Genomic DNA, 13,399 nt, shown 5'->3' with positions numbered 1-13,399 from the left:
GGCTGATATCCGGGATGAACGCAGCAAGCCGAACCAAGCTCAACCAGACCCCCGAGTGGACCGCTCTCGCCAAGCACCGTGAGGAGTTCGGCGCCACCGAGCTCCGCGAGCTGTTCGCGCAGCAGCCGGACCGGGGCACCGCCTACACCCTCCGGGTCGGCGACCTCCACCTCGACCACTCCAAGCACCTGGTCACCGACGAGACGCTGCGCCTGCTGCGCGAACTCGCCGCCGCCACCGGGGTCGCGGAGCTGCGGGACGCGATGTTCCGCGGCGAGAAGATCAACACCACCGAGGACCGGGCCGTCCTGCACACCGCGCTCCGCGCCCCGCGCGGAGCGGTCATCGAGGTCGACGGCGAGAACGTCGTCCCGGCCGTGCACGCCGTCCTGGACAAGATGGCCGCCTTCGCGGACAAGGTCCGGGCGGGCGAGTGGACCGGCCACACCGGCAAGCCCATCAAGAACATCGTCAACATCGGCATCGGCGGCTCCGACCTCGGCCCCGCCATGGCGTACGAGGTGCTGCGCTCCTTCACGGACCGCTCCCTCACCGTCCGGTTCGTCTCCAACGTCGACGGCGCCGACCTCCACGAGGCCGTCCGCGACCTGGACCCGGCCGAGACGCTGTTCATCGTCGCCTCGAAGACGTTCACCACCATCGAGACGATCACCAACGCCACCTCCGCCCGCGACTGGCTCCTCACCGAGCTGCGCGCCGGTCAGGACGCCGTCGCCAAGCACTTCGTGGCGCTGTCGACCAACGCGGAGAAGGTCGAGGAGTTCGGTATCGACACGGCCAACATGTTCGAGTTCTGGGACTGGGTCGGCGGCCGCTACTCCTACGACTCCGCGATCGGCCTCTCGCTGATGATCGCCATCGGCCCGGACCGGTTCCGCGAGATGCTCGACGGCTTCCACCTCGTCGACGAGCACTTCCGCACCGCCCCCGCCGAGGAGAACGCCCCGCTCCTGCTCGGCCTGCTCGGCGTCTGGTACGGCAACTTCTTCGACGCCCAGTCGCACGCGGTGCTGCCGTACAGCCACTACCTCTCCAAGTTCACCGCCTACCTCCAGCAGCTCGACATGGAGTCCAACGGCAAGTCCGTCGACCGCGAGGGCCACCGCGTCGACTGGCAGACCGGACCGGTCGTCTGGGGCACGCCGGGCACCAACGGGCAGCACGCGTACTACCAGTTGATCCACCAGGGTACGAAGATGATCCCGGCGGACTTCATCGGCTTCGCCGCCCCGGTCCACGACCTGCTGCCCGGCCTGATCGCCCAGCACGACCTGCTGATGGCCAACTTCTTCGCCCAGACCCAGGCGCTCGCCTTCGGCAAGACGCCCGACGAGGTCCGTGCGGAGGGCGTGCCGGAGGAGCTGGTCCCGCACAAGACGTTCCGCGGCAACCACCCGACGACGACGATCCTCGCCGACAAGCTGACCCCGTCGGTCCTCGGCCAGCTCATCGCGCTCTACGAGCACAAGGTCTTCGTCCAGGGCGCCATCTGGAACATCGACTCCTTCGACCAGTGGGGCGTCGAACTCGGCAAGGTCCTCGCCAAGAAGATCGAGCCGGTCCTGACCGGTGAGGCCGGCACGGAGGAGCTCGACAGCTCCACCGCCGCGCTGGTCACCGCCTACCGCACGCTGCGGGGGCGCTGAGCCCATGCCGGAGGGGGAGGGGGACGGGACGACGGCGGAGATACGGCTGCGGCCGCCGCGCAACACGCTGAACGGGCGGGTCGTGGGCTGGTGGCGGGTCCAGTGGCTGCTGATGACCGCCGTCCCCGTCGTGCCGCTGGTCGTGCTCGGCGCGCTGATCGAGCCCGCCCGCCTCTGGCTCCTGCTGCCCGCCGCGGTGTTCGCCGCGGCGGGCGTGGCCTTTGCCGTCCTCCTCCCGCTCTGGTGGTTCCGCACGCACCGCTGGGAGGTCACCGAGGACGCGGCGTACGTACGCACCGGGTTCTTCTGGCAGGAGTGGCGGATCGCGCCGATGTCCCGGATCCAGACCGTGGACACCGTGCGCGGCCCGCTGGAACAGCTCTTCCGGCTCGCCACCGTCACGGTCACCACCGCCTCCTCCAAGGGCGCGGTACGGATCGAGGGCCTGGACCACGAGGTCGCCGCCGAACTGGCCGAGCGCCTCACCCGCATCACCCGTAACACCCCCGGCGACGCCACATGAGCACCCCGCGCCCTCCCTACGACGACTGGCTCCGCCTCGATCCCCGTACGGTCCTGGTCTCCGCCCTCGTCGTGGCGGGCGTCGTCGCCGGCGCGGCCCTTCCCGCCGCGCTCGGCCTCTCCAACTGGCTGGGGCTCCCGGGCGGGGTGCTCGCCGTCCTCGGCGCCGGCCTCCTGGTCATCGGCGTGGCGGCGGGCGCCGACCGGGTCCGCTGGCACCGCACCCGCTACCGCGTCGGCGAGGAGCGCGTCGACCTCCACACCGGCCTCCTCCTGGTCAAGCGCCGCTCGCTGGCCCGCAGCCGCATCCGTACGGTCGACCTCACCGCCAACCTGCTGCTGCGCCTCTTCGGCCTGGTCACCGTCAGGATCGGCACCGGCGAACAGGGCAGCGACTCCACCCTGGAGCTCGACCCGGTCACCCGCGCCGAAGGCGAACGGCTCCGCCGCCTCCTGCTGGAACGCGCCACCACCGCGCCTGCCGGAGTCCACCGCGACGGCGAACTGGCCATGCTCGACCCGCGCTGGATCCGGTACGCACCGGTCTCCTTCGTCGCGCCCATGCTCGGCGGCGCGGCCGTCGGAGCCGTGATGCAGATCAGCGAATGGGTCGGGGCGCAGGGCGAGGTCATCGCGTGGGTGGGGGACCGGTTCCGGGACACCCCGCTGCTCTGGACGATCGTCATCCTGGTCCTCGCCGCGCTGGTCGCCGGTGCCGTCGGGGCGCTCGGCCTCTGGATCGAGATGTGGTGGAACTACCGCCTGGAGCGCGAGCCCGGCGGCACCATCCGGGTCCGGCGCGGGCTCTTCACCTCCCGGTCGATCTCCGTCGAGGAGGCCCGGCTGCGCGGGGTCGACCTGGTCGAACCGCTCGGCGTACGGCTGTTCGGCGCCGGCCGGCTGGACGCCATCACCACCGGACTCGCCAAGGACAAGGAGTCCAGGAACGCCGACCACAACACGGTCCTCCCGGCGGTGCCGCGCCCACGGGCCGACTCCGTCGCCGCCGCGATACTCCGCGAGGAGGCGACGCCGACCGGCGCCCCGCTGACCCGCCACCCGCGCGCCGCCCGGGGCCGCAGGCTGCGCTGGTCGCTGGCCGCCGCCCTCGCCCCGGTGCTGCTCCTCACCGTCCTCGGGGCGCTGTTCACTCCCGTACTCCTCTGGATCGCGCTCGGCTGCGCGGCGGTGTTCCTGCCGCTCGCGGTGGCGCTGGCGCTGGACGCGTACCGCAATCTCGGCCACGGGCTCTCCGGCCGCTACCTGGTGACCCGCTCCGGCACGCTGCGCCGCTCCACCGCCGCGCTGGAGCGGGCCGGAGTGATCGGCTGGACCGTCAGGCAGTCGTACTTCCAGCGGCGGGCCGGACTGCTCACGATCACGGCCACCACGGCCGCCGGAGGAGGCGCGTACACGGCGTACGACACCGACGCGGCCGAGGGCCTCACCTTCGCCGCCGAGGCCGTCCCCGGGCTGCTGGAGCCGTTCCTGGAGCGCGGTGACCGCCCCGCCCCGTGACCGACGGCACCACCCCGGCGCCGGGCGCCGGACCCGCGTCGGCGACGATACGGATCATGACCTTTGCCAACCGTCGTACGGTCCTCACCGCCCTGGCCACCGCCGCCGTCAGCGGCCCGCTGCTCGGCTCGCTCACCGCGACCCCGGCCCACGCCACGGACGACCTGGACATCTACACCTCCAACACCGACCTCTACAAGAAGCTCGCCGGACAGGAAGGCGTCGAGTTCGCCCGCCGCTACAAGAGACACGAGTACGCCGACCACTCGACGCCGCAGAGATACCCGTACAACCGGACCACCGTCATGGCCCTGCACGGCGGCGGCATCGAGACCGGGACCTCCGAACTCTGCCTCGCCATAGCCGGCTACCACCCGGCCACGCTCGCGCCGCTCCAGGACGGCCACGGCGTGCACGACTACTGGATGTTCGAAGGGCTGCGCACCTCGGGCAACCGCGACCTGCACGTCACCGCCAAGAACTGCGACGACCACGTCGCGATCTCCATGGCGGCCGGCAGCCTCAACGTCCTGAGCCTGCACGGCTGTACGTCGGCACAGGCGGGCACCGTCCCGCAGGCCGTGGTGGTCGGCGGGCTCAACACCCGCTTCAAGACCCTGCTCAAGGCCGAGTTCGACAAGGTGGGCATCGCCTGGCGGGACGGGAACGAGACGCCCGACCTGGCCGGCGTCAACCCCACCAACCCGGTCAACCGCACCATGCTCTCCAAGGGCGGTCAGCTGGAGCTCACCACGGAGCTGCGCGCCGCCATGTTCACCAACAACACCCGCGCGGGCCGGGCCGGCTCCACGACCGCGGTCTTCGACCGCTTCACCGCCGCCTGCCGGGCCGCGATCACCAAGCTGGAGCAGGGCACGGACCAGGTCATCCTCTGATCCGCGGGGTCCTCAGGCGTTGTGCGTCGTGTCGATGACGCAGAAGCGGTTGCCCTCGGTGTCGGCGAGGACCACGAAGTCCGGGTCCGGCGGATAGAGCTCCCACGCGACCCGCTCCGCGCCCAGTCCCATCAGCCGCTCCACCTCGGCCTCCTGCTCGTCGGAGTAGAGGTCGAGGTGGACCCGGGGGACCTCCTGGACGGGTGAGGTGGAGCGCCCCAGCGCCACGCCGACGCCGGGCCCTTCGACCGGGACCAGCACCACCCAGTCGTCCGTTCCCGGCTCGCGCTCGGTGTACGTGAGCGCCGCCTTCCAGAAGGCGGCCGCCCGTCGTACGCCGGTCGCGCCCATCACCACGGTTCCGATATGCACCATGGGCGCGAGCCTTTCACGCACCAGGCCCGGCCCGCTCGGATAAAGAGCGGGCCGGGCCTGGTGGCGTAAAGCCGGAAACGGTCAGGCGGACGCCGGTGGATACAGCGCGCGCGGCAGTTGCGAGGCCGCCGCCGCGTCCAGCAGCCAGAGCGTCCGGCTGCGGCCGTACGCGCCCGCCGCCGGGGCCTGGATCTCCCCGGCCCCGGACAGGGCGATGGCCGCCGCCTCCGCCTTGTCCTCGCCGGCCGCCAGCAGCCACACCTCACGCGCCGCGCGGATCGCGGGGAGCGTGAGAGAGACGCGGACCGGCGGCGGCTTGGGCGCTCCGTGCACACCGACGACGGTGCGCTCGGTCTCCCGTACCGCCGGCAGCTCCGGGAAGAGCGAGGCGACATGCGTGTCCGGGCCGACGCCCAGCATCAGCACGTCGAACGCCGGTACCGGACCGTGGTCCTCCGGTCCTGCGGCGGCGGCGAGTTCGGCCGCGTACGCCGCCGCCGCCTCGTCCACGTCCTTGCCGTACGGGCCGTCGGACGCGGGCATCGCGTGCACCCGGGCCGGGTCGAGCGGCACCGCGTCGAGCAGCGCCTCGCGGGCCTGGGTGACGTTCCGCTCGGGGTCGCCCTCCGGCAGGAACCGCTCGTCGCCCCACCACAGGTCCAGCCGCGACCAGTCGACCACGTCCCGGGCGGGCGCGGCGGCGAGTGCGGCCAGCAGGCCGTTGCCGTTGCGCCCGCCGGTCAGCACCACCGAGGCGTGGCCCCGGGAGGCCTGGGCGTCCACGATCCTGGTGATCAGCCGGGCCGCCGCGGCCTGCGCCATCAGCTCCTTGTCCCGGTGCACGACCAGCTGAGGAGGCGTCACTTGGCGGCCGCCTTCTTCGCCGGGGCCTTCTTCGCGGCCGGCGCCTTCTGTTCGCCCTCCGCAGGCTTCTTCTCGGCCGAGGCAGCGGAGGCAGCCGGGGCCGCCTTCACCTCGCCGCCCGCGTGGAGCTTCTCCACCCCGAACTTCACCGCGGACTCGTAGGTGTTGTCCGGGTCCAGCCGGCGCAGCTCCTCCGCCAGCAGCTCGGCGGTCTCCCGGCGCTTGAGCGCCACCGCGCGGTCCGGCTGGCCCTGCATGGAGAGCGTGGCCAGCGAGCCGTCGGCCCGGTCGAGGACGATGACGCCGTTCTTCGTCTCCATCCGGACCGCGGTCAGACCCGGCCCGGCGGAGTACGTACGCTCCACCGGTACGCCGAGCCGGTCCGCGAGCCACATCGCGAGCAGCTCGCAGCTCGGGTTGTCGCTCTCGCCCTCGACGGTCGCGCCGATCACCGTCGCGGGCTGCTGGTCGAGCGCCGCGGCCAGCATCGAGCGCCACGGCGTGATCCGGGTCCACGACAGGTCGGTGTCGCCGGGGCTGTACGTCGCCGCGCGCACCGCCAGCTCGTCGATCGGCCGCTCGGCGGAGTAGCTGTCGGTGATCCGGCGCTGGGCGAGCGCGCCCAGCGGGTCCTTCGCCGCGTCGGCGGGCGCGTCCTCGGGCCACCACACCACCACCGGGGCATCCGGCAGCAGCAGCGGGAGGACCACCGACTGGGCGTGGTTGGCCAGCTCGCCGTGCAGGCGCAGGACGACGGTCTCGCCGGTCCCGGCGTCGGAGCCGACCCGGACCTCCGCGTCGAGCCGGGCGTCCCGGCGGGCCCGCGGCGAGCGGCTGACCCGCTTGATCACCGCGATGATCCGCGAGGGGTGCTCGCGGGAGGCGTCACCGGCCGACTTGAGCGCGTCGTACGCGTTCTCCTCGTCGGTGACGATGACCAGCGTGAGCACCATGCCGATGGCCGGGGTGCCGATCGCCCGGCGGGCCGAGACCAGCGCCTGGTTGATCTTGCTGGACGTGGTTTCCGTGAGATCGATCTTCATGGCCGCCTCCAGCTCCGTCCGTCACGTGCGAGCATCTCGTCGGCCTCGGCCGGACCCCAGGTGCCGGCCGCGTACTTCGCGGGCTTGCCGTGCTTGTCCCAGTACTCCTCGATCGGGTCGAGGATGGTCCAGGAGAGTTCGACCTCCTGGTGGCGCGGGAAGAGGTTGGCGTCGCCGAGCAGCACGTCCAGCAGGAGCCGCTCGTACGCCTCCGGGCTGGACTCCGTGAAGGACTCCCCGTACGCGAAGTCCATCGTGACGTCCCGGACCTCCATCGAGGTGCCGGGCACCTTGGAGCCGAAGCGCACGGTGACGCCCTCGTCCGGCTGGACCCGGATGACCAGGGCGTTGCCGCCGAGCTCCTCCGTGGCGCCGGACTCGAACGGCAGGTAGGGAGCGCGCTTGAAGACGACCGCGATCTCCGTGACCCGGCGGCCGAGCCGCTTTCCGGTCCGGAGGTAGAACGGCACGCCCGCCCAGCGGCGGTTGTTGATCGTCAGCTTGATCGCCGCGTAGGTGTCGGTCGTCGACTTGGGGTCGATGCCCTCCTCCTCGCAGTAGCCGAGGACCTCCTGGCCGCCCTGCCAGGCGTGCTCGTACTGCGCGCGCACGGTGTGCAGGCCGAGGTCCTCGGGCAGCTCGACGGCGGTGAGCACCTTGAGCTTCTCGGCGACCAGGGCCTTCGGGTGGAAGGAGCCGGGCTCCTCCATCGCGGTCAGCGCCAGCAGCTGGAGCAGGTGGTTCTGGATGACGTCACGGGCGGCGCCGATGCCGTCGTAGTAGCCGGCCCGGCCGCCGATGCCGATGTCCTCGGCCATCGTGATCTGTACGTGGTCGACGTAGGACCGGTTCCAGATCGGCTCCCACATCGTGTTGGCGAACCGCAGCGCCAGGATGTTCTGGACCGTCTCCTTCCCCAGGTAGTGGTCGATCCGGAAGACCTCGTTGGGCGGGAAGACGTCGTGCACGAGCTGGTTGAGCTCCTGCGCGCTGGCCAGGTCGTGGCCGAACGGCTTCTCGATGACGGCCCGCCGCCAGGAGCCCTCCTTCTGGTCGGCCAGGCCGTGCTTCTTCAGCTGCTGGACGACCTTCGGGAAGAACTTCGGCGGCACGGAGAGGTAGAAGGCGAAGTTGCCGCCCGTCCCCTGCGCCTTGTCGAGCTCCTGGATGGTGGCCTTGAGCGTCTCGAACGCCTCGTCGTCGTCGAAGTTGCCCTGGACGAAGCGCATCCCCTGGATGAGCTGCTGCCAGACCTCCTCGCGGAACGGCGTACGGGCGTGCTCCTTGACGGCGTCGTGGACGACCTGCGCGAAGTCCTCGTCCTCCCAGTCGCGGCGCGCGAAGCCGATGAGCGAGAAGCCCGGTGGCAGCAGGCCGCGGTTGGCCAGGTCGTAGACGGCAGGCATCAGCTTTTTACGGGACAAATCGCCCGTGACGCCAAAGATGACCAGGCCCGACGGCCCCGCGATACGCGGGAGCCGTCGGTCCTGTGCGTCACGGAGCGGGTTGGCTCCGGGAACAGCAGACAAAGTGGTCAGCCCTCCGAGGGGGCGAGGCGCGAGAGCTCCGCCTCGGTCGACTTGAGCAGGTCGTTCCAGGACGCCTCGAACTTCTCGACGCCCTCGTCCTCCAGCAGCTGTACGACCTCGTCGTACGAGATGCCGAGCTTCTTGATCGCGTCGAGGTCGGCGCGCGCCTGGTCGTAGCCGCCGGCGACGGTGTTGCCGGTGATCTCGCCGTGGTCGGCCACGGCCTCCAGGGTCGCCTCCGGCATGGTGTTCACCGTGTTGGGGGCGACGAGGTCGTCGACGTACAGGGTGTCCTTGAGGGACGGGTCCTTGACGCCGGTGGAGGCCCAGAGCGGACGCTGCTTGTTGGCCTGCGCCTTGTCCAGCGCCTCCCAGCGCTCGCCCGCGAAGACCTCCTCGTACGCCTCGTAGGCCAGGCGCGCGTTGGCCAGGGCGGACTTGCCCTTGGCGGCCTTCGCCTCGTCGGAGCCGATGGCGTCCAGGCGCTTGTCGATCTCGGTGTCCACGCGGGACACGAAGAAGGACGCCACCGAGTGGATCTTGGAGAGGTCCAGGCCCGCGGCCTTCGCCTTCTCCAGGCCCGCCAGGTAGGCGTCCATGACGGCGCGGTACCGCTCCAGCGAGAAGATCAGCGTCACGTTGACGCTGATGCCCCGGCCGATGGTCTCGGTGATCGCCGGCAGACCGGCCTTGGTCGCCGGGATCTTGATGAGCGTGTTCGGCCGGTCGACCAGCCAGGCCAGCTGCTTGGCCTCGGCGGTGGTGGCCAGGGTGTTGTGCGCCAGGCGCGGGTCCACCTCGATGGAGACCCGGCCGTCCTGGCCGCCGGTCGCGTCGAAGACCGGGCGCAGGATGTCGGCGGCGTCGCGGACGTCCGCCGTCGTGATCATGCGGACCGCTTCCTCGACGGTGACCCGGCGGGCGGCGAGGTCGGTGAGCTGCTGCTCGTAACCGTCGCCCTGCGAGATCGCCTTCTGGAAGATCGACGGGTTGGTGGTGACGCCGACGACGTGGCTCTGGTCGATCAGCTCGGCCAGGTTGCCGGACGTGATGCGCTTGCGCGACAGGTCGTCGAGCCAGATCGCCACGCCCTCGTCGGAGAGGCGCTTGAGTGCGTCTGTCATGGGTTGCATCTCCTACTAGTCGTATATCTACGTCGTATATACGGCGTCAGCGCGCTGCGGCTTCGAGGGATTCCCGCGCTACGGCGGCCACGTTCTCGGCGGTGAAGCCGAACTCGCGGAAGAGGACCTTCGCGTCGGCCGAGGCACCGAAGTGCTCCAGCGAGACGATCCGGCCGGCGTCCCCGACGTACCGGTACCAGGTCAGGCCGATGCCGGCCTCCACGGCGACCCGCGCCTTGACCGACGGCGGGAGCACGCTCTCCTTGTAACCCTGATCCTGCTCCTCGAACCACTCGACGCACGGCATCGAGACGACCCGGGTCGGCACACCGGCGGCCTGGAGCTGCTCGCGCGCCTCCACGGCGACGTGGACCTCGGAGCCGGTCGCGATGAGCAGCACCTGCGGCTCTGCGCTCTGCCCGGAGGGCCTCTCCGCCTCGAAAAGGACGTAACCGCCCTTCGCCGCGTCCTCGTTCGCCTCGTACGTCGGCACGCCCTGGCGGGTCAGCGCCAGACCGTGCGGGGCGCCCACGCCGAACTCCTTGGTGTAGCGGCGCAGGATCTCGCGCCAGGCGATGGACGTCTCGTTGGCGTCGGCCGGGCGCACGACGTTCAGGCCCGGGATGGCGCGCAGCGCGGCCAGGTGCTCCACCGGCTGGTGGGTCGGGCCGTCCTCGCCGAGGCCGATCGAGTCGTGCGTCCACACGTAGGTCACCGGCAGGTGCATCAGCGCGGAGAGCCGCACCGCGTTGCGCATGTAGTCGGAGAACACCAGGAAGGTGCCGCCGTAGATGCGGGTGTTGCCGTGCAGCGCGATGCCGTTCATCGCGGCCGCCATCGCGTGCTCGCGGATTCCGAAGTGGATCGTGCGGCCGTACGGGTCGGCCTCCGGCAGCGGGTTGCCCACCGGGAGGAACGACGACGTCTTGTCGATCGTGGTGTTGTTCGAGCCGGCCAGGTCGGCGGAGCCGCCCCACAGCTCGGGCACGACCTCGCCCAGCGCCTGGAGCACCTTGCCGGACGCGGCACGGGTGGCCAGGCCCTTTCCGGGCTCGAAGACCGGGAGCTTCTCCTCCCAGCCCGCGGGCAGCTCGCCCGCGGCGATCCGGTCGAAGTCGGCGGCGCGCTCCGGGTTGGCGGTGCGCCACGCGGCGAACGCCTTGTCCCACTCGGCGCGGGCCTCGCGGCCGCGGTCGAGCGCCTCACGGGTGTGGCCGATGACCGCGTCGGAGACCTCGAAGGTCTGCTCCGGGTCGAAGCCGAGGACCCGCTTGGTGGCCGCGATCTCCTCATCGCCGAGCGCCGAGCCGTGCGCGGCCTCGGTGTTCTGCGCGTTCGGCGCGGGCCAGGCGATGATCGAGCGGGCCGCGATGAACGAGGGGCGCTCGGTCTCGGCCTTGGCCGCCTGCAGCGCCGCGTACAGACCCGCCGGGTCCAGGTCGCCGTTGGCCGCCTGCTCGACGCGCTGGACGTGCCAGCCGTACGCCTCGTACCGCTTCAAGGTGTCCTCGGAGACCGCGGTCTCCGTGTCGCCCTCGATGGAGATGTGGTTGTCGTCCCAGAGCAGGACCAGGTTGCCGAGCTTCTGGTGGCCGGCCAGCGAGGACGCCTCGGCCGAGATGCCCTCCTGGAGGCAGCCGTCACCGGCGATGACCCAGACCGTGTGGTCGAACGGGGAGGTGCCGGGGGCCGCCTCGGGGTCGAACAGGCCGCGCTCGTAGCGGGCGGCCATCGCCATGCCCACCGCGTTGGCGACACCCTGGCCCAGCGGACCGGTCGTCGTCTCGACACCCGTCGTGTGGCCGTACTCCGGGTGGCCCGGGGTCTTGGAGCCCCAGGTCCGGAAGGACTTCAGGTCCTCCAGCTCCAGGCCGTAACCGGCGAGGTAGAGCTGGATGTACAGGGTCAGGCTGGAGTGACCGGCCGACAGGACGAACCGGTCGCGGCCGGTCCACTCCGCGTCCGCGGGGTCGTGCCGCATGACTTTCTGAAACAGGGTGTACGCGGCGGGAGCCAGGCTCATGGCCGTACCCGGGTGGCCGTTTCCGACTTTCTGTACGGCGTCCGCGGCGAGGACGCGGGCGGTGTCCACGGCCCGCTGGTCCAAATCGGTCCACTGGAGGTCTGTGGTGGTCGGCTTGATGCTCACCCTGAGTCAGGGCTCCTCTCCACTGTTCGTAAGCCGGTGACTGTTACCGCACCGGGCGCTGTCGAGCCTACCCCCGCCACAGGGCGCGCTTTCCGGGCACTTTCCAGGGTGCGGGCGAGCTGCCCACTTCGCCTCCCGGCGGACGGGTCCCGTACATCGCACAGTCACCCTCAACACGACCCCACCCCCGCGAAGGGCGGTGTATCCCCAACGTCTAGAGTGGTCGAGTTCGCGCAAGTCTTCACAAGGGCCTTTCCGGCCCGGAGCTTGCTGGGATTTCTCTGTCAGGGGTGTGCGTGACGGCCGTCGAGTCCCGACCCGCAGGGGTCGCCTTGACTCCCAGCCCAAGGGGCCATCGCCCGTACGGGGCCCGTGTCAAGGCATTCGTGGCGCTTACCAAGCCACGGATCATCGAGCTGTTGCTCATCACCACCGTTCCGGTGATGTTCCTCGCCGCCCAGGGCGTACCCGACCTGTGGCTGGTGCTCGCCACCACGCTGGGGGGTTACCTCTCGGCGGGCGGCGCCAACGCGCTGAACATGTACATCGACCGCGACATCGACGCGCTGATGGACCGTACGTCGCAGCGTCCGCTGGTCACCGGGATGGTCAGCCCGCGCGAGTGCCTGGTCTTCGGTATCTCGCTCGCGGTGATCTCGACGCTCTGGTTCGGACTGCTCGTCAACTGGCTGTCCGCCGCGCTCGCTCTCGGGGCGCTGCTCTTCTACGTCGTCGTCTACACGATGCTGCTGAAGCGCCGCACCTCGCAGAACATCATCTGGGGCGGCATCGCCGGCTGCCTGCCGGTGCTCATCGGCTGGTCCTCCGTGACGAACTCCCTCTCCTGGGCCGCCGTCATCCTCTTCGCCGTCATCTTCTTCTGGACGCCGCCGCACTACTGGCCGCTCTCCATGAAGGTGAAGGAGGACTACGCCCGGGTCGGCGTCCCGATGCTCCCCGTCATCGCCTCCAACCAGGTGGTGGCCCGGCAGATCGTCATCTACAGCTGGGTGATGGTCGGCGTCTCGCTGCTGCTCACCCCGCTGGGCTACACCGGCTGGTTCTACCTCTCGGTGGCGCTGCTGGCGGGCGGCTTCTGGCTCTGGGAGGCCCACGGGCTGCAGAACCGGGCCAGGGCCGGGGTGAGTGGCGCCAAGCTCAAGGAGATGCGGCTGTTCCACTGGTCCATCACCTACGTCTCGCTGCTCTTCCTGGCCGTCGCGGTGGACCCCTTCCTCCGCTAGCCCAGGTCTCACGGGCGGGTCACGTGGCACAAGCCACGTGACCCGCCCGTCGCCGTTCCTCCTACCCGTCGGTAGCATCCTGTCCATGGCAGAGACGGCAGCAGACGCAGCAGACACGGAGCAGACCTCACGGACGGACGCCAGGAAGGCGGCCCGCGCGGAGCGCAAGGCGGCGAAGCTGGCCCGCGAGATCGGCGCCTTCGCCAAGGAGCACGGCGGCGCCGAAGGGCAGCTCGCCTACATCGGCCAGGCGGGCGCCCGCATCGTCCTGGTCGGCCAGGACGGCGCCTGGGGTGACCTGGTGGCGCCGACGTACGCGGTGGCCGAGAGCGCGGCGGAGAAGTCCGGCATCACGATGCACGAGGAGTTCGACGGCGACTTCGCGCTGAAGGTCCGCACGGGCCCGTACGAGTGGTCGCGGATGGCCGGGATCCAGGTCGGCGGCCCGTCCAACGACAGCTGAGCGGG

12 protein-coding genes are annotated in these 13,399 nt (G+C 70.9%); 6 read left to right on the top strand and 6 right to left on the bottom strand.

The window, feature by feature from the left end:
* The first annotated feature begins 14 nt into the window (after nucleotides 1-14).
* Genes pgi through ACQP09_RS06150 form a run of 4 tightly spaced genes read left to right on the top strand, consistent with a single transcriptional unit; the run spans nucleotide 15 to nucleotide 4,603 of the window.
* The gene (gene pgi / locus ACQP09_RS06165) at nucleotides 15-1,667 is read left to right on the top strand and encodes a glucose-6-phosphate isomerase (RefSeq protein WP_433396582.1); all 1,653 of its coding nucleotides are present in this window, start codon (nucleotides 15-17) and stop codon (nucleotides 1,665-1,667) included.
* Nucleotides 1,668-1,671: 4 nt separating this feature from the next.
* Nucleotides 1,672-2,190 carry a PH domain-containing protein gene (locus ACQP09_RS06160; RefSeq protein ID WP_433396580.1) on the top strand — a complete coding sequence of 173 codons (519 nt, stop codon included), beginning with the start codon at nucleotides 1,672-1,674 and terminating at the stop codon, nucleotides 2,188-2,190.
* Nucleotides 2,187-3,707: a PH domain-containing protein gene (locus tag ACQP09_RS06155; RefSeq protein ID WP_433396578.1), complete on the top strand. Its 1,521-nt coding sequence runs from the start codon at nucleotides 2,187-2,189 to the stop codon at nucleotides 3,705-3,707. The genes ACQP09_RS06160 and ACQP09_RS06155 overlap by 4 nt, the downstream gene beginning before the upstream one ends.
* A gap of 56 nt (nucleotides 3,708-3,763) precedes the next feature.
* A complete protein-coding gene (locus tag ACQP09_RS06150; RefSeq protein WP_433396576.1) occupies nucleotides 3,764-4,603 on the top strand; it encodes a poly-gamma-glutamate hydrolase family protein in 840 nt (279 codons plus the stop codon).
* Between the two features lie 12 nt (nucleotides 4,604-4,615).
* Here the strand turns inward: ACQP09_RS06150 and ACQP09_RS06145 are convergent, their stop codons facing one another.
* From ACQP09_RS06145 to tkt, 6 genes are all read right to left on the bottom strand, one after another.
* Nucleotides 4,616-4,978, bottom strand: coding sequence for a VOC family protein (locus tag ACQP09_RS06145; protein WP_433396574.1), 363 nt, complete (start codon nucleotides 4,976-4,978; stop codon nucleotides 4,616-4,618).
* An 81-nt stretch (nucleotides 4,979-5,059) separates the two neighbouring features.
* Nucleotides 5,060-5,842, bottom strand: a complete 783-nt coding sequence (gene pgl / locus ACQP09_RS06140) for a 6-phosphogluconolactonase (RefSeq protein WP_433396572.1) — start codon at nucleotides 5,840-5,842, stop codon at nucleotides 5,060-5,062.
* Nucleotides 5,839-6,885, bottom strand: coding sequence for a glucose-6-phosphate dehydrogenase assembly protein OpcA (opcA, locus tag ACQP09_RS06135; RefSeq protein WP_433396570.1), 1,047 nt, complete (start codon nucleotides 6,883-6,885; stop codon nucleotides 5,839-5,841). The genes pgl and opcA overlap by 4 nt, the downstream gene beginning before the upstream one ends.
* Nucleotides 6,882-8,414, bottom strand: a complete 1,533-nt coding sequence (gene zwf / locus ACQP09_RS06130; RefSeq protein ID WP_433396568.1) for a glucose-6-phosphate dehydrogenase — start codon at nucleotides 8,412-8,414, stop codon at nucleotides 6,882-6,884. The genes opcA and zwf overlap by 4 nt, the downstream gene beginning before the upstream one ends.
* Before the next feature lie 5 nt (nucleotides 8,415-8,419).
* Nucleotides 8,420-9,538: a transaldolase gene (tal, locus tag ACQP09_RS06125; protein WP_433396566.1), complete on the bottom strand. Its 1,119-nt coding sequence runs from the start codon at nucleotides 9,536-9,538 to the stop codon at nucleotides 8,420-8,422.
* Nucleotides 9,539-9,584: 46 nt separating this feature from the next.
* Nucleotides 9,585-11,687, bottom strand: coding sequence for a transketolase (gene tkt, locus ACQP09_RS06120; protein WP_433396564.1), 2,103 nt, complete (start codon nucleotides 11,685-11,687; stop codon nucleotides 9,585-9,587).
* A 290-nt stretch (nucleotides 11,688-11,977) separates the two neighbouring features.
* Between tkt and ACQP09_RS06115 the strand changes: the two genes are divergently transcribed.
* Nucleotides 11,978-12,931, top strand: a complete 954-nt coding sequence (locus ACQP09_RS06115) for a heme o synthase (RefSeq protein ID WP_433396562.1) — start codon at nucleotides 11,978-11,980, stop codon at nucleotides 12,929-12,931.
* Between the two features lie 85 nt (nucleotides 12,932-13,016).
* A complete protein-coding gene (locus tag ACQP09_RS06110) occupies nucleotides 13,017-13,394 on the top strand; it encodes a hypothetical protein (RefSeq protein WP_404069944.1) in 378 nt (125 codons plus the stop codon).
* The last annotated feature ends 5 nt before the right edge of the window (nucleotides 13,395-13,399 follow it).

Origin of the sequence: Streptomyces sp. CA-146814 (genome assembly GCF_050942385.1) — a bacterium.
GTDB lineage: Bacteria > Actinomycetota > Actinomycetes > Streptomycetales > Streptomycetaceae > Streptomyces.
This window is presented reverse-complemented; position numbering and strand designations above follow the sequence as displayed.

Coding starts and splice junctions, on each gene's coding strand:
- ACQP09_RS06145 (WP_433396574.1), bottom strand. CDS start 4,978: ATGGTGCATATCGGAACCGTGGTGATGGGCGCGACCGGCGTACGACGG.
- ACQP09_RS06150 (WP_433396576.1), top strand. CDS start 3,764: ATGACCTTTGCCAACCGTCGTACGGTCCTCACCGCCCTGGCCACCGCC.
- ACQP09_RS06155 (WP_433396578.1), top strand. CDS start 2,187: ATGAGCACCCCGCGCCCTCCCTACGACGACTGGCTCCGCCTCGATCCC.
- pgi (WP_433396582.1), top strand. CDS start 15: ATGAACGCAGCAAGCCGAACCAAGCTCAACCAGACCCCCGAGTGGACC.
- ACQP09_RS06110 (WP_404069944.1), top strand. CDS start 13,017: ATGGCAGAGACGGCAGCAGACGCAGCAGACACGGAGCAGACCTCACGG.
- tal (WP_433396566.1), bottom strand. CDS start 9,538: ATGACAGACGCACTCAAGCGCCTCTCCGACGAGGGCGTGGCGATCTGG.
- opcA (WP_433396570.1), bottom strand. CDS start 6,885: ATGAAGATCGATCTCACGGAAACCACGTCCAGCAAGATCAACCAGGCG.
- ACQP09_RS06160 (WP_433396580.1), top strand. CDS start 1,672: ATGCCGGAGGGGGAGGGGGACGGGACGACGGCGGAGATACGGCTGCGG.